Origin of the sequence: Dactylosporangium sp. NPDC005555 (assembly GCF_040605635.1) — a bacterium.
GTDB lineage: Bacteria > Actinomycetota > Actinomycetes > Mycobacteriales > Micromonosporaceae > Dactylosporangium.
Genome location: NZ_JBEXDG010000005.1, coordinates 190,672 through 213,584, shown reverse-complemented (window position 1 = coordinate 213,584; position 22,913 = coordinate 190,672). Strand labels below are relative to the sequence as shown.

Sequence of the window (22,913 nt, the reverse complement as noted above, 5' to 3'; positions counted from 1 at the left end):
ACGGGTGACTGTTACCCCGCGGGGCGCCGCCGTAATGACGCGACCATCGCCCGCTCGCGGCGCAGCAGGCCGGCGGGGTCCGCGACGCCCATGAACCACAGACGCGACGCGACGTGCAGGGCCCGCTCGCGGCCCGGCGACGGCTCGCCGGCGGTCGCGGGCACGTCGAGCAGCGCCGCGCCGCGCAGGTGGAGGACCTTGCGGGCGAGGAACCGGATCCGCGGCAGGTGCCACGCGTGCGAGACGAGCCCCAAGGGGTGCCCGCGGCCGAACGTGTGCCCGTCGAGCAGGCCGTCCTCGACGGTGTGCAGCAGATTCTCCAGGGTGCTCCGCGAGCGGCACTCGGTCCGCAGGTCGGCGTGCGCGCCGAGCCCGGCGGCCCGCGCTCGGGCCAGCATCAGGTCACCCTCGCGGCAGCCCTCCGGCGGGCGTGGGGCCCCTTCGGACGCCTCGGCCCAGCCGCCGCTGAACACGACGAGGGGCGCCGCGGCCCCGGCGAACGCGTCCGTGTGCGCGGCCACGTAACCGACGGCGGCGTCGACCCGCGCGGCGCCGGCCGGGGTCAGCGCATACCGGCCGCCGTCCTCGGTGACCCCACGCCCGAACACCAGCAGCACGGTGGCCGTCATGATCTCCACGGTACCCACGGGGAAACGCCGCCGGTGACCTCCGCCGCGAGGTCGGCGTCACCCCCGTCAGGACCGGCACCCTCGCGCGTGCCCAGGCCGCCGGCGCGGGCGAGGGTGATCGCTTCGGGGCCCTGTTCCCCACCGTGCGCCTGCGACAGAATGCTCGGCGGGGCGTTCGGCCCCACCGGCGCGGTGAAAGGCTGGATCGGCACATGCGCATCCTCGGCGTCACCGGCACCGAACTGTTCGTCTCCGGCCCGCTGCAGGTGGTCCGGGTCGAGGTCGAGGGGTGGCCGGGACGCATCGACGTCACCGGCGACGGCGTCACCGGCCACGCCGATGTCCACAGTGGACCGATCGTCGAGGTCGGCGTCGCCTGCGCCGCCCCGCCCGGCACCCGGGTGCCGATCCGGGTGACCGCGGACGGGACGCACACCGTCGGGGCGACGCTCGACGTGGCGGCGCCGGGGTGGACGGTGTGGATGGTCCCGCACTTCCACTACGACCCGGTGTGGTGGAACACCCAGGCGGCCTACACGGCGACGTGGGACCGGGCCGGCCGCCTGGGCGCCGAGTCCCGCAGCGCCTTCCAGCAGACCGGCTTCGACCTGGTCGAGCTGCACCTGGAGACGGCCCGCCGGGACCCGGACTACAAGTTCGTCCTCGCCGAACTCGACTACCTCAAGCCCTACTGGGACAGTCGCCCCGAGGACCGCCGGTATCTGCGGACGCTGCTCGCCGAGGGCCGCCTCGAACTCATGGGCGGCACCTACAACGAGCCGAACACCAACCTGACGTCCGCCGAGTCGACGATCCGCAACCTGGTGCACGGCATCGGCTTCCAGCGCGACGTCGTCGGCGGCGACCCGCGCACCGCCTGGCAGCTCGACGTCTTCGGGCACGACCCGCAGTTCCCCGGCCTCGTCGCCGACGCGGGCATGGACTCGTCGTCGTGGGCGCGGGGACCGTTCCACCAGTGGGGGCCGATGCTGTGGACGTACGAGCCGCGCGACGGCTGGGGCGACCCGTCGGGCATGCAGTTCAGCTCCGAGTTCGAGTGGATCTCCCCGTCGGGGCGCGGGGTCCTCACCCACTACATGCCGGCGCACTACTCGGCCGGCTGGCACATCGACGCCCAGCCGACGCTCGCCGCCGCCGAGCAGAGTGTCTACGCGCTGTTCCTGCTGCTGAAGAAGGTCGCCGCGACCCGTAACGTGCTGCTGCCCGTCGGCACCGACTACACGCCGCCGGCGAAGTGGGTGACGGACATCCACCGCGACTGGAACGCCCGCTACGTGTCGCCGCGGTTCGTCTGCGGGCTGCCGGGCGAGTTCTTCGCCGCGGTCCGCGCCGAGCCGGGGTTCCGCCCGTCGCCGCAGACCCGCGACATGAACCCGGTCTACACCGGCAAGGACGTGTCGTTCATCGACACGAAGCAGGCGCAGCGCCACATCGAGGCGCTCCTGGTCGACGCGGAGCTGTTCGCGACCGTCGCGGCGGCGGTGCACGGCGAGGGCTTCCCGCACGCCGAGGTCGACAAGGCGTGGCGGCAGCTGGTGTACGGCGCCCACCACGACGCGATCACCGGCAGCGAGTCCGACCAGGTGTATCTCGACCTGCTGACGGGCTGGCGGGAGGCGCACGACCTGGCGTCGTCGGTCCTCGACGGGGCGCTGCGCCGGGTCGGGCCCACGGACGAGGGCGGGCCGGACCGGCGGGTGGTGGTGTTCAACCCCTCGGCGTGGGCGCGCACCGACCTCGTCCGGGTCCGGGTCGACCTCCCGTCTCCCGGTGCGGCCGGTGTCGGCGTCGGCGACCTGCCCGTGCACCTCGAACACCCGCAGTATCACGAGGACGGCTCCCTGGCGTCGGCCGACGTGCTCTTCCGCGCCGCCGACGTCCCGTCCCTCGGCTACCGCGCCTGGCCGCTGACGCCCCGGGACGCCGGCGAGGGCTGGTCCCGGGTGGACGGTGAGCCTGTCATCGCCAACGACGTCTACCGGGTGGTGGTCGACCCGGGGCGGGGCGGTTGCGTGTCGAGCCTCGTCGACCTGCGGACCGGCCGTGAGCTGCTGCAGCCTGGGCGGGTCGGCAACGAGCTGCTGGTCTACGACGAGTACGCCGCCCACCCGCGCTTCCACGAGGGACCCTGGCACCTGCTGCCGAAAGGCCCGGCGACCGACGGGTCCGCCCGGCGGCCCGCCGACGGCGTCGAGGTCCAGCACGGTCCGCTCGGTGAGCGGATCACCGTCACCGGGGGGACCGGGCCGCTGCGGTACACGCAGACCCTGACCCTGTGGCGCGGCGGCGACCGTCTGGAGCTCAGCACCCGGGTCGACGACTTCACCGGGTCCGACCATCTCGTCCGGCTATGCTGGCCGGCGTCGGTGCCGGGCGGGCTCCCGGTCAGCGAGGTCGGCAACGCCGTCGTCGGTCGCGGCTTCGGGCTCATCGAGGTCGACACCGACGAGGCGCCGTGGACCCTGGACAACCCGGCGCAGCACTGGTTCGCGGTGTCCAGCACCGCCCGCGTCGACGTGCACGACCTGTCCGGCACCCGCCGGCACACCCGGGCCGTCGGCATCGCGGAGATCGTGGCGTCGCCGGACGACGACGTGCGGGACCTCGCCGTCGCGCTGGTCCGGCGCGGGGTCACCGCCACCACGTCCCGGCCGGACGGGCCGCGGTACGGACGGCTCGCCGTCGACTCGAACCTGCCGGACGTGCGGATCAGCGTGGGCCGCAACGCGTTCACCGCGGCGGTCCTCGCGGCCGCCGGACCCGCCTACGCCGAGGAGGTCGACCGGCAGCTCGCCGCGACGGGAAGCGCCCTCGTGTGGGTGCCGGCGGCGAAGCCGCTCACCGACGTGTGGGTGCCCGACGCCGACCTCACCGGGATCCTCGACCTGCCGGTGCTCGTGGTCGTCGGCGCCCTTCCCGAGCTCTGTGCCGACATGGCGAAAGGCGCGGTGCGGGTGACGCAGCCCGCCACCGACGCGCCCGACCCCGATCTCGCCGACCGGACCGTGGCGCTGGTCAACCGCGGCGTCCCGGGGTTCGCGGTCGACACCACCGGCGCGCTGCACCTGTCGCTGCTGCGCTCCTGCACCGGCTGGCCGTCCGGCGGGTGGATCGACCCGCCCCGGCGGACCGCGCCCGACGGGTCGACGTTCCAGCAGCAGCACTGGACGCACACGTTCGACGCCGCGCTCGTCGCCGGCGACGGTGACTGGCGGGCGACCGGCCTGGTCCGGCACGGCCACGAGGTGAACCATCCGCTGCACGCGCGGGTCGCCCCCGGCACCGGCCCGTCGTCGGCCGGCTACGTCTCGGTGGACACCGACGGGGACGTCGTCGTCGCGGCGCTCAAGCCCACCGGGAATCCCCTCGCCACCGGCGGGACCACCGGCACCGTCGACAGCGTCACGGTCCGCCTGTACGAGGCCGCGGGCCGCCCCGCCGACGTGCGCCTGCGGCTGTGGACGCCGGTGACGGACGCCGCCGCCACGAACCTCCTCGAAGCCCCCGGCGACCCGCTGCCGGTGTCCGGCGGCGCGGTGGAGCTGTCCCTCGGCGCGGCCGACATCGCGCAGGCGATCGTCAGGGTCGGACCGATCCCGGCGGCACCGCTCCCGGCGACCGTCGAATACGCCAGGTACTGGCTGCACAACGTCGGTCCCGCACCCGCCGGGAACCTGCCGGTGACGGTCCATGTCGACCCGCCCGCCACCGACGGGGGCCCGGTCACCGTGACGGTCGCGTCGGACCTGGTCCTTCGTCAGGCCGGTTCCGTCGAGATGGACGTGCCGGAGGGGTGGCGGGCCACGCCGGACCGTTTCGCCTTCGACCTCGCGCCGGGCGACTTCAGCCGCACCCGGGTCGACCTCCACCCGCCCGCGTCAGCGGCTCCCGGCGTGTACTGGTTGCGCGCCCGCACCGACCAGGGCGTCGAGGACGTCGCCCGGCTGTTCGTCGGCACCGCCGCGCCGGAGGTCGTGACGGCGACGCTCTCGCCCGGCCACCTGCGGCTGCGGCCGGGGCAGCCGGCGGAGCTGGTCCTGGACCTCGAGACCGACGCCGCCGGCCCGGTCACCGTCGACGTGCACCTCATCAGCCCGTGGCACACCTGGGACCTGTTCCCGACCGCCGCGACGCGGGCCGACCTGGCCGGGAGCACCCGGGTCACGTTCCCGGTCGAGGTCCCGGCCGCGCATGGGCCCGGCACCTGGTGGGCGCTGTGCCGGATCGCGCACGCCGGCGAGCTGCACTACACCGCGCCCGTCGTCATCGAGGTGCTGCCGTGACCGCTTCGCATGAGGGCCCTGCCGCCTGGGTCGGTGAGCGGCCGATCGACGTCGCGACCGTCGACGAGCGTCTCGAGGCGCTGCGGCGGGGACCGTATGCCGCGCGGCTCCCCCATCCGGCGACCGCCGAGGGCCGCAACCTGCGCCGCTGGCTGGTCCAGGTCCTCACCGTCGAGGCCGTCGTCGAGCAGGAGGCCCACGCGCGGGGGCTGTCCGCCGGCGACGACCCGCCGCGCCGGGTGACCCTCGCGGAGGCGCTGCGGACCGGTGGGGTGACCGCGGCGGTCGTCGCGGCCCACCCCCTGGCCCGGTCGCTCCGGTCGGCCGTGGCGCCGCCGGTGCCCGCCTCGGCGGCGGACACGGCGGCGTACTACGACCGCAACAGGGACCTCTTTCCTGAGGATTTCGCTCTGGTACGGGAGGAGCTCGCGGCCCGGTTGGGTGCTTCGGACGCCGAGCGGCGCTTCGCCCGATGGCTCGACGAGCGCTGCGCGGCCCTCGTGCGCCTCGCGCCCGGCTACGAGCACCCGGGCGACCCGCGCCACCCGGACGCCGTCCACCGGCACTGACCTACCGGACGAGGTCCAGTGCGGCCCGGACCACGGCGTCGGTGTCGATGCCGTGGTACCGGTAGACGTCCTCGAGACCGCCGGCCTGGCCGAACCTGGACACGCCGAGCGACAGCGACCGGACCCGGTTGATCGTGGCCAGGAACGCCAGGGTGTGCGGGTGCCCGTCGAGGAGGGTCACCATCGGCGCGGCCCGGTGCGCGGGGAACACCTGGTCGAGGATCCACGACGGTCCGTCGCCGAGCCCGCGGCGGGCCTGGACCGCCTCGAACAGCCGGCCCGGGCTGGTCACGCAGACGACCTCCGCGTCGATCCCGAGCTCGGCGAGGCGGTCCGCGGCGGCCAGCGCCTCGGTGATCATCGCACCCATCCCGACGATGGTGACCTCGGCGTTCTCCGCGGGTTTCAGCGTGTACGCCCCGGCGAGCACCTGCCGGCGGCGCCGCTGCCTGGCCGCCGGGTCGGTGGGGACCGCCGCCAGGGCCTGGTTGACCGGGCGGGTCGACAGGCGCAGGTAGGACGAGCTGCCGTCCGGGCGGCCGAGGCGGGAGATCGCGTCGAACAGCGTCCACTCGACCTCGATCGCGAACGCCGGCTCGAAGCTGACGCAGCCGGGCTGCTCCAGGCCGATGGACGGCGTCTTGATCGACTGGTGCGCGCCACCCTCGGCGGCGAGGCTCACCCCTGACGGTGTCCCGACGAGGATCGACTGGCCGCCGGCGTAGATGCCGTAGGACCACGGCTCCAGGGCGCGCTCGACGAACGGGTCGTAGAGCACCCCGATCGGGAACAGCGGCTGACCCCAGCGGCTCCAGGTGGCGCCGAGCTCACCGATCAGCCCGACGAGGTTGACCTCGGCGATGCCGAGCTCCATGTGCTGGCCGGTGGGGCGCTCCCGCCAGTGCATCGTGGTCTCGGAGTCGTCGGCGAACCAGTTGTGCCGCTCCGTCGGCGACCACACGCCGACCTTGTTGAGCCAGCCGGCGAGGTTGGTGCTGGAGCTGACGTCGGGGCTGACCGTCACGACCCTGGCGGCCGCGTCGGGCGCCTCGCGGGTCAGGTCGAGCAGCGCCCGGCCGAGCGCCGCCTGGGTGGTGGAGGTGCCGTGCGGGGTCCTGCCGATGTCGGTGGGGACGGCGGGCGGTGGCACGGCCGCCGGGGTGTCGCGGCGCAGCCGGTCGGCCGTCGCGCGGCACAGCCCGCCGGCGGCGGAGTCGGCGGCGAACCGCGCCCACGGCCGCTGCGCGTCCATGCCCAGGCCGGCGGCGAGCTGCTCGTACTGCTCGACGGTCAGCAGCGACGAGTGGTTCTGCGGGTGGCCCTGGGTGGGCAGGCCGTAACCCTTGATGGTGTACGCGATGACGACCGTCGGGCGGGTGTCGTCGATCTGCGCGTACGCGGCGCGCAGCGCGTCGAGGTCGTGCCCGCCGAGGTTGCGGATGGCGCGGGTCAGGGTGTCGTCGTCGAGGTCCTCGACGAGCGCGGCGACGTCCGGGTCCGGGCCGGCGAGCCGCACCCGCAGCTCGCCGGCGCCGCAGCGCAGCAGCCGCTGATACTCCGGGTTGGGCATGTCGACGATCCGGCGCTCGAGCGCCGCGCCGCCCGGGCGGGTGAACAGGTCCTCGAGGAGCCGGCCGAACTTGACGGTGATGACCTGCCAGCCCGCGGCGGCGAACATCCGCTCCAGCCGCCCGGCGGCGATATGCGGCACCACGCGGTCCAGGGACTGCCGGTTGAGGTCGACGATCCACACGATCTCGCCGAGCTCGGCGACGGACGCGTCGAGCATCGCCTCCCACACCGCGCCCTCGTCGAGCTCCGCGTCGCCGACGAGCGAATACTGCCGGCCGCTGCCGGTCCCGGCGGCGGTCTTCCCGTCGACGAACCGGCGGGCGATCGCACCCCAGATCGGTGCGGTCGCGCCGATGCCGACCGACCCGGTCGAGTAGTCGACGGGGTCGGGGTCCTTGGACCGGCTCGGATAGGACTGCAGGCCGCCGAACTCGCGCAGCCGGGGCAGGTAGGACTCGTCGAGCTCGCCGAGCAGGTAGTTGACGGCGTGCAGCACCGGCGAGGCGTGCGGCTTGACCGACACCCGGTCACCGGCGCGCAGCTGCTCGAACCACAGTGAAGTCATGATCGACACCATCGACGCGCAGGACGCCTGGTGCCCGCCGACCTTGAGGCCGCTCGGGTTGGGCCGGACCCGGTTGGCGTGGTGCACCATCGCCGTGGACAGCCACAGCACCCGGTCCTGGACCTGCCGCAGGGCGTCGGGCCCGGCCTGATCCATCACGGGCACCGCCGGGGTGTGGAGGATGCTGGTCATGACGCCACACTAGGGCGGAATATATGATAGACGCAAGGTCGCGCATGAGTCTCGCCCTCTTTTTCGCCGCATCCCTGGCAGATACCGCGATGTGGGCCACACACCGAAAAGCTGATGGATGCGCTACCGTATATTCGTGGTGTCTGAGGCGTCGCTCGAGAAGTCAGCCGTCGGCCGGGTCGGACTGCGGTCCGTCGCCGGGCCGAACTCCGCCGTCGACCGCGTGACGGCCGAGATCAGGCGCGGCGTGCTCAACGGCACGCTGAAGGCCGGTTCGAGCTTCTCGATCGCCGACCTGAGCGTCCAGCTAGGGGTCAGCCACATCCCGGTCCGCGAGGCGCTGCGCCGCCTGGAGACCCAAGGCTTGATCACCCTGCGCCCGGGCCGCAGCGCGATCGTCAACCCGCTCGACCGCGACGAGCTCCGCTCGATCTACCGGCTGCGCAAGCTCATCGAGTGCGACCTCGCCGCGCGTGCCTGCCTCGGCCTGACCCCCGCCGACCTCGACGAGGCCGAGCGCCTGCTCGAGGCGTTCACCCGGTCCGCCGTCGACGCGGACGAGTCGTGGGAGATCCACAAGCAGTTCCACCTGGCCCTGCTGCGCCCCGCGCTGACCGAGTGGGACCTGCGCCTGCTGGAGCAGCTCTGGCACGCGTGCGACCGCTACACCCGCGTCGTCTACGAGACCTACCAGATCGACCGCGAGGAGCGCCGCCGCCGCGAGATCGCCCACCGGCTCCTCATCGACGCGGCCCGCACCGGCTCCCCCGCCGAGCTGAAGCTCGCCGTCAACGAGCACCTCGCCGAGCACGAGCTGGCCTGCCTGGAGTGGATGGCGGCCCTCCCCCCGTCCCCGTAGCGGGCGCCGCCACCGCACGTCTCGCACGCCCTCGCACGCCCTCGCACGCCCTCGCACGCTCCGCGCACGGAAACCGGCCGGGGCGTCGCGGCGGCGCGCGACGTCCCGGCCGGCGGTCTCGTGGCAGTCAGCCCGCCGGTCGGGATTCCGCGCGGGCGGCGAGGCGTTCGTAGGCCTGGGCCACCGCGGGCACCAGCGCGAGCGCGGCGGGGTGGTCGATCCTGTCGGTGCGCTGCTGCATGATGCCGCCGAGACGGCGCTCCGGGGGCACGTCGTCGCCGCGGGCGGCGATCAGCGTGTGGAAGTGCGGGTTCGCCTCGCCGAAGGTCAGCAGGTAGGTGGCGGGTGCGCCGGTCACCTCGCTGACCGCGTCGACGACGTCGCGGGCGCGCCGGCCGTAGGTGGCCAGTTCCCGATCGTTCAGACCGCCGATGCGCAGGGCGTGCCGGCGCACCCGGAGCACGTACCAGCCCGGCACGTCGTAGCCGGAGACCACTTCGCAGGCCCAGAGGTCGTCGCGGAAGACCACCGCGGCGTCCGCCAGATCCTCCATCCGGCAGGGCAGACAGTCGCCGCTCACTCGTCACTCCCGGAGACCCGCGTGACCAGCGAGCCGAGGCCCTCGATCGTGCTGACGAGCTCGTCGCCGGGGCGCAGGTAGACGGCCGGGTCGTGGCCGAGGCCGACACCCGCCGGGGTGCCGGTGAAGATGAGGTCGCCGGGGCGCAGCGGCAGGTGCGACGACAGGTAGGCGATCAGCGCGGGCACCGTGAAGATGAGGTGCTTCGTGCGCGAGTGCTGCACCCGCGAGCCGTTGCGGCTGCAGCTGATCTCCAGGTCGTCGGGGTCGGCGAACTCGCCCGGCGTCACCAGCCACGGGCCGGTCGGACCGAAGCCCGGCAGCGACTTGCCCATCCCGAACTGCGGCGGGGTGCCGGCGAACTGCAGTGCCCGGTCGCTCAGGTCCTGCCCGATGGTCAGGCCGGCGACGTACGCCCAGGCGTCGGCCTCGGCGACGTGCCGGGCGGGCCGGCCGATCACCACGACCAGCTCGACCTCCCAGTCGACGGTGTCCGACGGCAGGTCGACCTCACCGGGCCCGGTGATGCAGGAGCCGAACTTCGGGAACACCATCGGCAGCGACGGCAGCGCCATGCCGGACTCGCCGGCGTGGTCGGCGTAGTTGAGCCCGATGCCGAACACCTGCGACGGCCGGGGCACCGGCGGCCCGGCGCTCACGGGGGCGGGCACCGGCGCACCGGCCGGCGGCCGGCTCCCGGCCCACGCCATGAACTCGTCCCACCGGTCCAGGACGTCGTGCGGGTCCGGACCGAAGCGGCCGCCGCTGGCGGACGCGACGTCGACGAGGTCGGCGGCCTCCTGGGTGGCGAGCCGGCCGGCGAGGTTGATCAGCCGCATCAGTCGAACACCGTGACGACGGCGTCGGCGGGGATGTCGTCGTTGACCCGGTCGGTGTCGTCCGCCCGGCGCCACAGCTCGTAGCCGTTCTCCCGGCAGATCCTGCCGTCACGCATCTGGAACGCGTGGACGAGGCGCATGCTGCACCGGGTCCCGGGCGGGAACGGGCAGTTGCGGAAGCCCTCCTGCATGATCGTGATCTCGAAGATGCTGTCGTCGAAGACCCATTCCTCGGTGGCGAAGCGGTGCAGGTTGGTGATCCTGTGGACGTGCATCGCCGCGAAGATCTGCAGGTACTCCGCCTTGACCGTCTCCTTGTCCCGGTGGACGAGGCCGCGGGCCGGCACCTCCCACACGATGTCGTCGGTGTAGACCGCGATCGCCGCGTCGATGCTCTCCGGGTTCTCGTTGTGGAAGTGCTCGTCCACGGTCGCGTTGTTCAGCGCGATGATCTCGTCGCGCGTCCGGGCAGACGTCTGGGCAGACATGGGGTGACTCCGTTCTTCGCCAAGGGGTGTCGGAGCGCGCCGCCGCAGCGGCGCTAGAATATATTTTCTCAAGCCTGACATGACCCTGGCGGTCGCACAACCCCCTGCCGGAACGGGCCGCGCGGTGCTCGATAGACGGACCTTTCCGCACTGGCCACGGGAGGGTGAGAAGTCTGCCTACGCTGGTTGTGCTCGGACACAACGTGTGCGAACGTCTGGAGTCAAACGTATATCCTAGCGCCGCCACGGGATGGAGTTGCCCATGTCTGTCGAGATGGACGCCGGGTCGCGGGAGGCGATCATCGCCAGGAACAACGCGACCGTCGACCAGCACTTCCACAACGAGCACGCCGAAGGCATCGACCTCGCCATCGCGGTCTACACCGACGACATCGTGTGGGAGGTGCCGGCCCGCGGTCTGCTGCTGCGGGACAAGGCCGAGGTCAGGGCCGAATACCTGAAGATCTTCGAGGCGATGCGCGTCCACAGGATCACCAACCTGCACCGCTTCGCCACCGAGGAATGGGTCTTCGACGACAGCATCTTCGAGATCACGATCCTGACCGACGGGTTCCGCAACTGCCCGTTCCCGGTCGGCACCCGGTGCAGCATGCGCCTCACCCACGCGTTCCAGATGCGCGACGGCAGGATCTGCCGGGAGAACGGCTACGAGATCTGGCGCCGGGCGGACGACACCGACCGGGTCAACGACGACATCCCCGCCGACGCCAAGGTCACGGTGTTCGACTGATGGCCGTCCTGCTCATCGGGCACGGGCACGGGCACGACATGACCGGCCCGTGGCCGCGGATCATCCGGGCGCCGCGCCGGCCACCGGTGCGCATCGTGCGGCGCCCCCTCCACCGACCCGCCGTCGCGCCGGCGGCGGCATGAGGACGAGTGTGCTGGTCGTCGGCGGCGGACCGGTCGGACTCGCCACGGCGATGGAGCTCGACCACCACGGGGTCGCCTCGGTCGTCGTCGAGCCGCGGCAGCAGGTGTCGCACCTACGTCCTCGCGCGAAGACCACGTCGGCCCGCACGATGGAGCTGTTCCGCCGCTGGGGGCTGGCCGGGACCGTCCGGGAGCGCGCGCCGCTGCACATCGGCTGGTCCAAGGACATCGTGTTCTGCACGACCGTCACCGGCCGCGAGGTCACCCGGCTCACCGGCACGCTCGGCCTCGCCCTCGACGGCAGCGACCTCGCCGCCGAGCCGGGCCAGCAGGTCGCGCAGCCGATCGTCGAGCAGGCGATGCGCGACGCGCTCGGCCGGCCCGGCAGCCACGCGACGCTGCTGCTGGGACAGCGGGCGGTCGCGTTCGACGAGCGTGACGGCACGGTCCTGGTGACGCTGGAGGACGCGGACGGCGCCACGTCCACCGTCGAGGCGGACTACGTCGTCGGCGCCGACGGCCCGCGCAGCGCCGTCCGCACGGCGATGGGCGCGGTGTACGAGGGCTCCAGCCTGCCCCGGCCGAACATCAGCATCACGTTCGAATGCGCCGAGCTCGGCGACCTGATCCCGCACGGCAACGCCGTCCAGTACTGGGTGCTCGACCCCGCCGCGCCCGGTCTCGTCGGCCGGCTCGACCTGGACGGCACGTGGTGGGCGATCGCCACGTACAAGCCCGACGAGCAGGAGGACGACACCGAGGTCGACGCGACCGCGCTCGTGCACCGGCTGCTCGGCCGGGAGCTGCCGATCAAGGTGATCGCGACCGATCCCTGGCGGGCCCGGACCCTGATCGCCGACCGGTTCCGCGGCGGCCGGCTCTTCATCGCCGGCGACGCCGCGCACCAGAACCCGCCGTGGGGCGGTCACGGGTACAACACCGGCATCGGCGACGCGATCAACCTCGGCTGGAAGCTCGCCGCCGTCGTCAACGGCTGGGCGCCGCCGGAACTGCTGGACAGTTACGAGGCCGAGCGCCGCCCGGTCGCGCAGCGGTTCGTCGCCGCCGCCGCCGAGAACGGCAGGAGCGGACCGGCGGTCCTGGCCGCCGCGGCGGGCCTGATCGGCGGCAAGGCGACCGACGAGGCCGCCGCCGCCGTCATCCGGGAGGCCAAGCGCACCGAGTTCCACAGCGACGGCCTGGTGTTCGGCCTGGGCTACAGCGGATACGCGGACGTCCAGACCACCAACGGATCCGACTACATCCCGGTCGCCGCCGCCGGCAACCGGCTCCCCCACACCTGGCTGCCCACCGGGCAGTCCCTGTTCGACCGGCTCGGGCCCGAGCTCACGCTCATCGGCCCGGCCTGGCACGCAGCGGCGTTCGCGCGACACGCCGAGCGGCACGGCATCCCCCTGGCCGTGCTCGACGACCCCTCGCTCGGACTGGACGCGTTCTTCAGCGAACGGCTCGTGCTGGTGCGCCCCGACCAGCACATCGCATGGATCGGCGGTCCGGTCCCGGACGCCGAGGCCGGACGGATCCTCGACCGGGCGATCCGCGGAGAATGGAGACAGCAGCCATGACACCCACCGCCATTCCCTTCACCCACACCAGCACTGACCCTCGCACCTCAGGCGTGCTCACCGTCACCGGCCGGCGCAACACCCCACAGACCCCGGCCGCGGCCGCGCGGGTGCCGCTGATCATCGCGATCCACGGCGGCACGTACACCTCCGGATACTTCGACATCGAGGGCTACTCGCTGCTGGAGCGGGCCGCCGCGCTCGGCGTCCCCGTCATCGCGCTGGACCGTCCCGGGTACGCCGGCAGCACCCCCGTGGAGCCGGGCGAGTCGATCATCCTGGCCAACGCCGAGGCGCTGACCCACGTCATCGGCGAGCTGTGGCAGCAGCACGGTGACGGCCACGCCGGGGTGTTCGTCATCGGCCACTCCATCGGCGGCGCCGTCACCACCGCCATCGCGGCCGGGCAACCGACCTGGCCGCTGCTGGGCATCGCAGTCTCCGGCTGCCTGCTGCAGGTGCCGGACGGGCCGCGGATGGCGTTCGACGCACTGCCCGACATCCTGATGATCGACCTGCCGGGCCCGATGAAGGACAGCGTCATGTTCGGCCCCGCCTGGACGCACGCCACGACGATGCCCGAGCTGAGCCACAGCTGCGACACATCGGTGCCGCGGGCCGAGCTCATCGACATCAACAACGGCTGGATCTCCCGGGTCCGTTCCGTGAACGCCCAGGTGACCGTGCCCGTGCACGCCCGGCAGGGCGAGTTCGACGCGCTGTGGATCACCGACGCCGGTCAGGCGGCCGACTACGCCGCGTCGTTCACGTCGGCGCCGGTCGTCGACGGGCGGCTCGTGCTCAACGCCGGGCACTGCGTCGACTTCCACCACGCCGGCGCCGCCCTGCAGCTCAGCCAGCTCGCGTTCGCCCTGGAATGCAGCGTCGCCAAGCAGGACGCCACGTGAGCGGCCAGCGAAGCGGCTCGGGCCGCTCACCATGTGACAGGCTCGGCTCAGGCCGACGCCGGAGCGCAGCGGAGGCGGCGGCGTGAGCACAGCCATCACCAACGTCCGGGTGTTCGACGGGGAGCGTCTGGGCGACCTGACGACGGTCGGCCTCGACGGCGGGGTGATCACAGCGCCGCCGGCGCACGCCGAGCAGATCGACGGCCGGGGAGGGACGCTGCTGCCCGGCCTCATCGACACGCACGTGCACGTCACCGAGGTCGCGCACCTCGAGGCCGGGGCGAGGTGGGGCGTCACCACGATGCTCGACATGGGCTGCCGGGACGCCGCCGCGGTCGGCGAGCTCAAGGGCCTGCCGGGGCTGCCGACGGTGTACAGCGCCGGCAACCTCGCCAACGCGCCCGGCTCCCACTTCGTCAAGCACATGGGGTTCGGCCCGTCCAGCACCGTGGCCGGCCCGCAGGACGCGGCCCGCTTCGTGGCGGACCGGGTCGCGCAGGGCTCCGACTACATCAAGATCGCGGTCGAGGACCCGAAGATCCCCGGCACGAAGGCGCTGAGCCCGGAGACGGTCGCCGCGATCGCCGCCGCGGCCCGCACCGCCGGGCTGCGCACGATCGCGCACGTGGTCAGCGCCGACACGCTCACCACCGCGATCCGGGCGGGCGTCGACGTGGTCACCCACACGGCGCTCACCAGCCGGCTCGACGCCGGGTTCGAGGCGCTGCTGGCCCGGAGCCCGGCCGTCATCGTGCCGACCCTGACGATGATGGACGGCGTAGTGCACACCATCGGCCGCAAGCCGCTCCTGCGGGTGCTGGGCGCCTTCGTCCCGGGGATGCGGATGGCGTACGACCATGCGGAAGCCACCGTGGCCACCTTCCGCGAGGCGGGGATGGTCGTGCTCGCCGGCACCGACAGCAACGACAATCCCAAGGCACCGTTCCAGGTCCCGCACGGTGCGTCGATCCATGAGGAGCTGCACCGCCTCGTCGGCGCCGGCCTGACCCCGGCCGAGGCGCTGCGCGGCGCCACCTCGGCCGCCGCGGCCGCGTTCGGCCTGACCGACCGGGGCGTCGTCACCGAAGGTCGCCGCGCCGACCTGCTCCTCGTCGGCGGCGACCCGACCGCGGACATCACCGCGACCCGCGACATCCGCGGCGTCTGGATCGGCGGCACCCGCGTCCGGTGACCACCATCGTCCGAAAGGCAACGACATGATCGTGGTCACCGCCGCCAACGGCAACCAGGGGCGGCTGCTGATCCCCAAGCTCACCGAGGCGAGGCTGCCGGTCCGCGCATGTGTGCGGTCGGCGGCCTCGGCCGACCGGCTGCTCGCCCTCGGCGTGCCCGACGTGGTCGTCGGCGACGTCAGCGACCCCGCCGTCGCGGAGCGGGCCATGCACGGCGCGCAGCAGGTCTACCACATCGGCCCGACGCTGCACCCCCGCGAGCGCGAGATGGGCTTCGCGGTCGTCGACGCGGCCCGTCAAGCGGGCGTGCGGCACTTCGTGTTCAGCTCGGTCCTGCACGCCATCACCACCGACCTCGTCCAGCACGAGCTCAAACGCGACGTCGAGGAGCACCTGCTGTCCTCCGGCCTCGAGTTCACCATCCTCCAGCCGGCCAACTACATGCTGCCGCTGAAGCTCGAGCCGGTCTTCGCCCGCGGCGTGTTCGAGCTGTCGTGGTCCCTGGAGCGCCGGCAGTCCATGGTGGACCTCGGCGACGTCACCGACGTGGCCCGCACCGTCCTCGTCGAGGGCGAGCGGCACTTCGGCGCCACCTACGAGCTGGTCGGGCCCGGCCGGTACACCGGCCACGAGCTCGGGGCGATCATCTCCAGGGTCCTCGACCGGCCGGTCGAGGTGCGCCGGATCGACGCCGGCACCTACCTGAAGGCGTGGATCGGCGACCAGGACCCGGCGCGGTGCACGCACCAGCTGCGGGTGCTGCGCTCCATCACCGAGCGCTACAGCAGCCACGACTTCGTGGGCAACCCCAACGTGCTCACCTGGCTGCTGGGCCGCCCGCCGACCACCTTCGAGGCGTACGTGCGCCAGCAAGCGAACGGAGCCGCATGAAGCTCACCGGCAACACCGTCCTCATCACCGGCGGCGGCACCGGCATCGGCCGCGGGCTGGCCGAGGAACTGCACCGCCGCGGCAACACGGTCGTCGTCGCCGGCCGGCGGGCCGACGTCCTGGAGGAGGTCGCCGCCGCCAACCCCGGCATGCGCTGGGTGCGGCTCGACGTGTCCGACCCGGCGTCGATCGCGGTCGTCGTGCCGTCGCTGATCGCCACGTACCCGGACCTGAACGTCGTGGTCAACAACGCCGGGATCATGTTCGGCGACGACCCCGCCGAGCCGGTCGACGACGAGCGGCTCACCGCGATCGTCGCCACAAACCTGCTCGGCCCGATCCGTTTGACCTCCGCGTTCATGACGCACCTGCGGGCGCTGCCGTCGGCGACCATCGTCAATGTCAGCTCGATGCTCGGCTACGCGCCGCTCGCCTCCTCGACGTTGTACTCCGCGACGAAGGCCGCCCTGCACTCCTACACCCTGGCGTTGCGCTACCGGCTGCAGGACACGTCGGTGGCGGTGCTGGAGATCGCGCCGCCGTACACGCGGACCCACCTGATGGAGGTGAACCTCGTCGACCCGCGGGCGATGCCGCTCGCGGACTACCTGGAGCAGACCATGGCGGTGCTCGCCACCGACGAGGTCGAGATCCTGGTGCCGGCTGCGGCCGCGCGCCGCGACGCGCAGCGCCCCGACGAGGTCGGTTTCACCCGCCGGTTCAACGACCTGATGCGTGGCTGACCAGAAACGATCAGAACGGCGCGGGGCCGGTGCCGGTCAGCGACATCAGCACCTGGGTCGCCAGGAGGCGCCGCACGTTGGTGACCGCAACCGTCCCGATCTGCTCGTACGGCAGCTCGATCTGTCCTCCGGTCGCCTCGCGAACCGCCGTGTTCACCTCGTTGGGGCGGAAGGTGCCGCTCCAGCCGTTGAGGTTGCCGCGGTTGTTGGTGTTCAGCGACGCCATGCCGGTCACCCGTGCCCCGGTGTCGAGGATCAGCGTCGCAGGTCCCGAGTACGTGGTCATGATGTCGACCGTATCGGCTCATGGTGGCCGGGGTCCACGGAAGCCCCCCGAGTCACGCTGTTGTACGAACCCGGTGTTGCCGTCCGGACACGCCCAGCACCGACGGTGACGGGCCAACCCACCTGAGGCCTGCCTGAAATGCGTCTTAAATGCGTTCCCAGGCCGCCTGACGACGTTGACACACACCTATTTCGCCTCTTCGATGAGATTTTGCGCGGAAATCTCGGGAGGCAATGATGCGAATCTCGAAACGGCTCCTCGCGGCGACGGTCGCCGCCGCCGCGGTGATCACCGTGGTCACCGTCGTGGCCCGCGCCCCCGCCGAGGCGGCGGTCGGCTCGCCGGTGAAGAGCGCCGCGTCCGGCCGCTGCCTCGACGTGGTCGGCCAGTCGCAGACGGACAAGGCCCTGGTGAACATCTACGACTGTAATGGTCAGGCGAATCAGGCGTGGACGTTCACGGCCGCCGGTGAGCTGCGGGTGTACGACTCGCCGAAGTGCCTGGACGTGGCGGGGAACGACACGACCGCCCCGGCGGTGGTGCAGATCTACACGTGCCACGGCGGCCAGAACCAGAAGTGGCGGGTCAACACCGACGGGACGATCACCGGCGTCCAGTCGGGGTTGTGCCTGGACGTGACCGGCGCCGGCACCGCCAACAGCACCCCCGTCGCGCTGTGGACCTGCAACGGGCAGAGCAACCAGCGGTGGACGACCGCCGCCGGGGACAGCCAGCCGCCGACGGTGCCCGGCAACCCGCGGGTGAGCAACCTCGTCTGCGACGCGGTCACGTTCTCCTGGAACGCCTCGACCGACAACGTGGGCGTCGCGTTCTACGACGTCTTCCACGACGGCCAGCTGATGAAGTCCGTGACCACGCTGTCGACCGACCTCACCGTCGTGCCAGGCGTCACCTGGGGGCTGTACGTCAACGCCCGCGACGCCGCCGGCAACGTCTCCCAGGCCAGCACGACGGTGCCGATCACGCCCCCGCAGTGCCAGGCCGACACCACCCCGCCGACCGCACCCACCGGGCTGACCGGATCCGCGGCCGGCACGACGGTCACCCTGCGCTGGACCGCCGCCACCGACAACATCCAGGTCCGCGCGTACGACATCTTCCGCGACAACGTGAAGGTCGGCACGATCACGGGCACCGGCACCACCACCCCCGCCACCACGTTCATCGACAGCGCCCTGGCCGCCAACCGGGCCTACGCCTACCAGGTCGTCGCCCGCGACGCGCAGGGCAACGTCTCGCCGCGCAGCAACACGGCCACCGTCACCACCGGCGCCGCGTGCGGCAGCTCGGTCTGCGCCGTCACGCAGATCGGCACCGACACCGACATCCCGTGGGGCCTCGCCACGCTGCCCGACGGCACGATCCTCTACACCCGCCGCGACGCGCACGACATCGTCCGGCTCAACCCCACGACCGGCGCGAAGTCGAGCATCGGCACGGTGCCGAACGTGCAGAACACCGACGGCGAGGGCGGCCTGCTCGGCCTGGCCGTCTCCGCGAACTACGCCACCGACCACTGGCTGTACATCATGCATACGTCGCCGACCGACAACCGGATCGTGCGGATCAAGTACGAGAACAACACCCTCAACACCGGCAGCGAGCAGATCCTGATCAGCGGCATCCTGCGCAACAAGTTCCACGACGGCGGGCGGCTGCGCTTCGGCCCCGACGGCAAGCTCTACGCCTCCACCGGCGACGCGCAGAACGGTGACAACGCGCAGAACCTCAACAGCCTCAACGGCAAGGTCCTGCGCCTGAACGCGGACGGCTCGGTGCCGTCGGACAACCCGTTCGGCAACTACGTCTGGAGCTACGGGCACCGCAACCCGCAGGGGCTGGCGTTCGACTCGCAGGGCCGCCTGTGGGAGCAGGAGTTCGGCAACGCGATCATGGACGAGACCAACCTCATCCAGCGCGGCGGCAACTACGGCTGGCCGGCGTGCGAGGGCACCAGCGGCACGTGCGGCACCGCCGGCTACATCGCGCCGAAGCGGACCTACCCGACCGCCGAGGGCTCCTGCTCGGGCATCGCGATCGTCCGCGACGTGCTGTACATCGCGTGCGAGCGCGGCACCCGCATGTACCGGGCGGTCATCAGCGGCACGTCGCTGACGGACGTGCAGGCCTACTTCAACGGCACGTACGGGCGGCTGCGCACGGTCGAACCGGCGCCGGACGGCGGGCTGTGGCTGACCACCAGCACCACCGGCGACAAGGACAGCATCCCGAACAACAGCAACGAGAAACTCTTCCACGTCACCCTCGGCAACTGACCGCTCGGCCCGCCCTTTCGTTCGAGAGGGCGGGCCGGCGGCCCTGACCTGGGCGCCGATGCCGTTCGCTGCGCCGTTCGCTGTCCTGGGCGGTCGCCGTCCTGGGCGGTCGCTGTCCTGGGCGGTCGCTGTCCTGGGCGGTCGCTGTCCTGGGCGGTCGCCGGAATCGTCAGTCGCCGGGGATCGTCGGGATCGGCGTCGGCATCGCCGGGGTCAGCGTGGGCAGCGTCGGGGTCGGCGTGGGCAGCGTCGGGATCGTAGGGATCGGCGTCGGCAGCGGGACGGGGGCGGTGCAGCGGACGTCGTCGAGGGTGGCGGCGATCATCTCGTGGTGCTCGCGCAGCAGCGGCAGCGCCTCGCGGGCGAACGAGCGCAGCTTCGAGTTGCGCCCCTGCGACGCCTCCTGCTCGAAGGCGCCGATCGCGGCGACGTGGTCGATGTACTCCGCCGGCGCGTACGAGCAGTCGAAGACCGGGCCCGTCGTGGTCTCGAAGATGGCGAGGATCGCCTTCTGGTGCTCGTCCGGCGAGCCCGGGACGTCCAGTCCGAGCTCGTCGCCGAGCTTCTTCAGCTCGGCGCCGGCCTTGGTGTGGTCGGCGACCATGCGGTTGCCGAACGCACGGAGATCCCCGTGGTGCGCCTGCTGCGCGGCGAGCCGGCCGGCGGCGACCTCGAACGCGCCCGCGTGCCCGGCCTCAGCGACGAACGCCCGGTCCTGGCTCGACAGACGTGGACCGGCGGCCATCGCAGGGCCGGCGGCGCCCGAGGCGACGAGGGCGGCGGCAGCGGGCAGGGCACAGAGCCGGATCAATGCGGCGCGCATGATGATGTCCTCCAGAGTCGGCGGCGGCGTCCTGTGTACCGTTTCCCGCCCACCCTCATCGTAACGCTGCGTACGGTTGCAACTTCATAGAGTCATCCGAGATGGCGCCAGGCGGCGTCCCAGCTGATCGGGAAGTCGCACCCTTCCAGGCGGACCCAGTAGAGGTCCTCGTCGCCGGGCGGCTGCGGGAGCACCGCGACGACCCGCCGCCGGTCGGTGGGCAGGTCCGGCAGGTGCACCTCGGCGCCGACCAGTGGGACGGGCGGTGGGTCGTACGTCAGGAGCCGCCGCTGGAAGAGCTCCTGCCGCCAGTCCGGGTCGGTGCGGCACACGACCGGCACGTCGTCGGCCTGATGCCTGCCGAGCGCTTCGAGGAGCTGCCCGCCGGTGTGCCGCCACGCCCGCCGCCGCGGCACCGCCATGTCACCGTCGAGGTGCCGGACGATCCTGTCCGCCACGGCTCCCGGCTCGGGCAGCAGCCCGTCGAACCAGTGCCGGCTTCGCCGCCCGGCGGCCTCGGTCACCGTCGTCCAGCCGCGTTCGGTGCTCCATTCGGCCGCGAACATCCGCGTCTCCGGATGCGCCCCGACCACCCGCGCCAGGTCGACCGTGAGGCGGCCGTGCAGCCCGAGCGACGGCCGGTCGACCTCCCGGCACAGCACCGCGACACCCCGCCCGGCGAGCTCCCGCTCGACGGCGGTGAGGTACCCGAGCTGCGGATACCGGTCGCCCTGTCCGGTGCCGGCGGCGGCCCGCAGCGCCATGACGGCACCGGTCGCGTCGAGCAGTTGACGGATGTCGCCGCTCCAGCCGGCCGCCAGGGTGCGCGCGGCCAGGTCGAGCTCGAACCCTTCGACGTCCCGGACGCCGGCCAGCACGATGAGGGCAGCGGCCCGCCGCACCGTCGACACGGCAGCAGATCCTACAGACGGCCCGGCATACTGCGCGGGTGACCGTCTACGACACCATCGGCACGACGTACACCGCTACCCGCCGCCCCGACCCTCGGATCGGCGCCCACATCACCGCCGCCCTCGGCGACGCTCGCACGGTCCTGAACGTCGGCGCGGGCACCGGCGCCTACGAGCCGCCCGCCCCTCCTGCCCCTCCGGCCTCGGCCGGGTCGGTCCAGGCGGTCCAGGCAGAGTTCGCGGAGTTCGCTGTGTTCGCGGTGGAACCGAGCCAGGTGATGATCGGTCAGCGCTCCGCGGGCTCCGCGCCGGTGGTACGTGCCCGGGCGGAGGCGCTCCCGGTCGCCGACAACTCGGTCGACGCCGTCATGGCCCTGCTGACCGTGCATCACTGGACCGACCTCGAAGCGGGCATCGCCGAACTGCGCCGCGTCGCCCGTCACCGGGTCGTCGTCCTCACCTGGGACCAGTCCGTCACCCGCACCTTCTGGCTCGTCAAGGACTACCTCCCGCAGGCCGCCGCCCTCGACGACACCCGGGCCGTCCCACCCGCCCGGATCGCCGACCTGCTCGGCGGCGCACGCGTCGAACCGGTCCTGGTCCCTCACGACTGCACCGACGGCTTCGGCGCGGCCTTCTGGCGACGCCCCGAGGCCTACCTCGACCCGCTCGTCCGCGCCGGCATGTCCATGCTCTCCCAGGTCGGCGACGATGTGCTGCGCCCAGGCCTCGACCGGCTCGCCGCAGACCTGACCGCCGGCACCTGGCACGACCGCTACAACGACCTCCTCGACCTGGACGAGTTCGACGGCGGTTACCGCCTGGTCATCGCCGACCTCTGACGCTCGACCGGCCATCGCCGCCGCCAGGCCACCGCCGCCGCACGCCACCGCCGCACGCCGACACCGCACGCCGACACCGCCCCACAGCATCGCCACAGGTCAGCCTGTCCGCGCGTCAGCCCCGCCCCACGCCGACACCCCCACGCCAGCACCGCCCCTACGCCAGCACCGCCCCTACGCCAGCCCCTCCACAGGCCAGCGCCGCAGGCCGACACGTTCGCCGGCCAACGCCGCCGTGCCGGTCGGCGGTGCCGTCATGCGGGGCCGGTGACGACGCCGTGCTCCCAGGCCCAGGCGGCGATCTCGACGCGGTTGCGCAGGCCGAGCTTCGTCTGGATGCCCGACACGTGGCTCTTCACGGTGCTCAGCGAGATGAACAGCTCAGCGGCCACCTCCAGGTTGGTGCGCCCACGGGCGATCGACCGGACCACGTCGGTCTCCCTGTCCGTCAACGGTTTCGCGGCCTTCGCCGGCCCGGCCGGCACCGCCATCCGCCGCAGCAGCCGCACCGTCACCGACGGCGAGATGAGCGCGTCCCCGGCATGCGCTGCCCGCACCGCCTCGACGAGCAACGCCGGCCCCGCGTCCTTCAGCAGAAACCCGGCGGCACCGCCGCGGATCGCCCCGTAGACATACTCGTCGAGATCGAACGTGGTGACGACAACAACCCGCAGCGGATCAGCGACACCCGGCCCGGCAAGCGCCCTCGTCACCTCGAGCCCATCGGCGCCGGGCATACGGATGTCAACGAGCGACACATCGGGCCGCAGCCGGCGAGCGACCTCGACCGCCGTGATCCCGTTGTCGGCCTCCGCGACCACCGCGATGTCCGGCTGGTCCTCGAGGATCATCCGCAGCCCGCCACGAATCATCGCCTGATCGTCAGCGATCAACACGCGGATCGTCATCGCGCTCCTGCCACCAAGGGGACCGTGCCGGGCA

22 protein-coding genes are annotated in these 22,913 nt (G+C 72.6%); 12 read left to right on the top strand and 10 right to left on the bottom strand.

Annotated elements, in window-relative coordinates; all coding sequences use genetic code 11:
- Positions 1-11 precede the first annotated feature (11 nt).
- The gene (locus ABZS58_RS08375) at positions 12-629 is read right to left on the bottom strand and encodes an ElyC/SanA/YdcF family protein (RefSeq protein WP_354778989.1); all 618 of its coding nucleotides are present in this window, start codon (positions 627-629) and stop codon (positions 12-14) included.
- Entirely contained in the window at positions 626-841 is a 216-nt protein-coding gene (locus tag ABZS58_RS08370) for a hypothetical protein (protein WP_354778987.1), read from the bottom strand. Before ABZS58_RS08370 ends, ABZS58_RS08375 begins: the two co-directional genes overlap by 4 nt.
- Here ABZS58_RS08370 and ABZS58_RS08365 point away from each other — a divergent pair, their 5' ends adjacent.
- The gene (locus ABZS58_RS08365; RefSeq protein WP_354778985.1) at positions 842-4,933 is read left to right on the top strand and encodes a glycoside hydrolase family 38 C-terminal domain-containing protein; all 4,092 of its coding nucleotides are present in this window, start codon (positions 842-844) and stop codon (positions 4,931-4,933) included. It abuts the gene before it with no gap.
- Positions 4,930-5,502, top strand: coding sequence for a hypothetical protein (locus ABZS58_RS08360; protein ID WP_354778983.1), 573 nt, complete (start codon positions 4,930-4,932; stop codon positions 5,500-5,502). The genes ABZS58_RS08365 and ABZS58_RS08360 overlap by 4 nt, the downstream gene beginning before the upstream one ends.
- A gap of 1 nt (position 5,503) precedes the next feature.
- Here ABZS58_RS08360 and ABZS58_RS08355 read toward each other — a convergent pair whose 3' ends face one another.
- On the bottom strand, positions 5,504-7,831 hold the full coding sequence (locus ABZS58_RS08355; RefSeq protein WP_354778981.1) for a transketolase C-terminal domain-containing protein: 2,328 nt from the start codon (positions 7,829-7,831) through the stop codon (positions 5,504-5,506).
- Between the two features lie 136 nt (positions 7,832-7,967).
- Between ABZS58_RS08355 and ABZS58_RS08350 the strand changes: the two genes are divergently transcribed.
- On the top strand, positions 7,968-8,690 hold the full coding sequence (locus ABZS58_RS08350; protein ID WP_354778979.1) for a GntR family transcriptional regulator: 723 nt from the start codon (positions 7,968-7,970) through the stop codon (positions 8,688-8,690).
- Positions 8,691-8,817: 127 nt separating this feature from the next.
- Here ABZS58_RS08350 and ABZS58_RS08345 read toward each other — a convergent pair whose 3' ends face one another.
- Genes ABZS58_RS08345 through ABZS58_RS08335 form a run of 3 tightly spaced genes read right to left on the bottom strand, consistent with a single transcriptional unit; the run spans position 8,818 to position 10,597 of the window.
- A complete protein-coding gene (locus tag ABZS58_RS08345; RefSeq protein ID WP_354778978.1) occupies positions 8,818-9,243 on the bottom strand; it encodes a hypothetical protein in 426 nt (141 codons plus the stop codon).
- Between the two features lie 23 nt (positions 9,244-9,266).
- A complete protein-coding gene (locus ABZS58_RS08340; RefSeq protein WP_354778976.1) occupies positions 9,267-10,109 on the bottom strand; it encodes a fumarylacetoacetate hydrolase family protein in 843 nt (280 codons plus the stop codon).
- Positions 10,109-10,597: a nuclear transport factor 2 family protein gene (locus ABZS58_RS08335; RefSeq protein WP_354778974.1), complete on the bottom strand. Its 489-nt coding sequence runs from the start codon at positions 10,595-10,597 to the stop codon at positions 10,109-10,111. The genes ABZS58_RS08340 and ABZS58_RS08335 overlap by 1 nt, the downstream gene beginning before the upstream one ends.
- A 262-nt stretch (positions 10,598-10,859) precedes the next feature.
- On the opposite strand from ABZS58_RS08335, the gene ABZS58_RS08330 reads away from it, so the two are divergent.
- The 7 genes from ABZS58_RS08330 (at position 10,860) to ABZS58_RS08300 (ending at position 16,812) form a co-directional block, all read left to right on the top strand.
- Complete coding sequence (locus tag ABZS58_RS08330) at positions 10,860-11,348, top strand: nuclear transport factor 2 family protein (RefSeq protein ID WP_354778972.1); 489 nt, start codon at positions 10,860-10,862, stop codon at positions 11,346-11,348.
- On the top strand, positions 11,348-11,491 hold the full coding sequence (locus ABZS58_RS08325; protein WP_354778970.1) for a hypothetical protein: 144 nt from the start codon (positions 11,348-11,350) through the stop codon (positions 11,489-11,491). The genes ABZS58_RS08330 and ABZS58_RS08325 overlap by 1 nt, the downstream gene beginning before the upstream one ends.
- Positions 11,488-13,077, top strand: a complete 1,590-nt coding sequence (locus ABZS58_RS08320; protein WP_354778968.1) for an FAD-dependent monooxygenase — start codon at positions 11,488-11,490, stop codon at positions 13,075-13,077. Before ABZS58_RS08325 ends, ABZS58_RS08320 begins: the two co-directional genes overlap by 4 nt.
- Positions 13,074-13,985, top strand: a complete 912-nt coding sequence (locus ABZS58_RS08315) for an alpha/beta hydrolase (protein WP_354778966.1) — start codon at positions 13,074-13,076, stop codon at positions 13,983-13,985. The genes ABZS58_RS08320 and ABZS58_RS08315 overlap by 4 nt, the downstream gene beginning before the upstream one ends.
- An 82-nt stretch (positions 13,986-14,067) precedes the next feature.
- Complete coding sequence (locus tag ABZS58_RS08310) at positions 14,068-15,177, top strand: amidohydrolase family protein (protein WP_354778964.1); 1,110 nt, start codon at positions 14,068-14,070, stop codon at positions 15,175-15,177.
- Between the two features lie 25 nt (positions 15,178-15,202).
- A complete protein-coding gene (locus ABZS58_RS08305; protein ID WP_354778962.1) occupies positions 15,203-16,069 on the top strand; it encodes an NmrA family NAD(P)-binding protein in 867 nt (288 codons plus the stop codon).
- Complete coding sequence (locus tag ABZS58_RS08300; RefSeq protein WP_354778961.1) at positions 16,066-16,812, top strand: SDR family NAD(P)-dependent oxidoreductase; 747 nt, start codon at positions 16,066-16,068, stop codon at positions 16,810-16,812. The genes ABZS58_RS08305 and ABZS58_RS08300 overlap by 4 nt, the downstream gene beginning before the upstream one ends.
- 10 nt (positions 16,813-16,822) lie before the next feature.
- Here ABZS58_RS08300 and ABZS58_RS08295 read toward each other — a convergent pair whose 3' ends face one another.
- A complete protein-coding gene (locus ABZS58_RS08295) occupies positions 16,823-17,098 on the bottom strand; it encodes a hypothetical protein (protein WP_354778959.1) in 276 nt (91 codons plus the stop codon).
- Positions 17,099-17,334: 236 nt separating this feature from the next.
- Here ABZS58_RS08295 and ABZS58_RS08290 point away from each other — a divergent pair, with 236 nt between their 5' ends.
- Positions 17,335-19,395, top strand: coding sequence for a PQQ-dependent sugar dehydrogenase (locus tag ABZS58_RS08290; RefSeq protein WP_354778957.1), 2,061 nt, complete (start codon positions 17,335-17,337; stop codon positions 19,393-19,395).
- A gap of 169 nt (positions 19,396-19,564) precedes the next feature.
- Here the strand turns inward: ABZS58_RS08290 and ABZS58_RS08285 are convergent, their stop codons facing one another.
- Together ABZS58_RS08285 and ABZS58_RS08280 are read right to left on the bottom strand one after the other, a co-directional pair.
- Positions 19,565-20,218, bottom strand: coding sequence for a DUF4142 domain-containing protein (locus ABZS58_RS08285; RefSeq protein WP_354778954.1), 654 nt, complete (start codon positions 20,216-20,218; stop codon positions 19,565-19,567).
- Between the two features lie 92 nt (positions 20,219-20,310).
- On the bottom strand, positions 20,311-21,129 hold the full coding sequence (locus tag ABZS58_RS08280) for a hypothetical protein (RefSeq protein WP_354778952.1): 819 nt from the start codon (positions 21,127-21,129) through the stop codon (positions 20,311-20,313).
- 38 nt (positions 21,130-21,167) lie between these two features.
- On the opposite strand from ABZS58_RS08280, the gene ABZS58_RS08275 reads away from it, so the two are divergent.
- A complete protein-coding gene (locus ABZS58_RS08275; protein WP_354778950.1) occupies positions 21,168-21,971 on the top strand; it encodes a methyltransferase domain-containing protein in 804 nt (267 codons plus the stop codon).
- Between the two features lie 254 nt (positions 21,972-22,225).
- Here ABZS58_RS08275 and ABZS58_RS08270 read toward each other — a convergent pair whose 3' ends face one another.
- Positions 22,226-22,879, bottom strand: a complete 654-nt coding sequence (locus ABZS58_RS08270) for a response regulator transcription factor (protein ID WP_354778948.1) — start codon at positions 22,877-22,879, stop codon at positions 22,226-22,228.
- Positions 22,880-22,913: the final 34 nt, after the last annotated feature.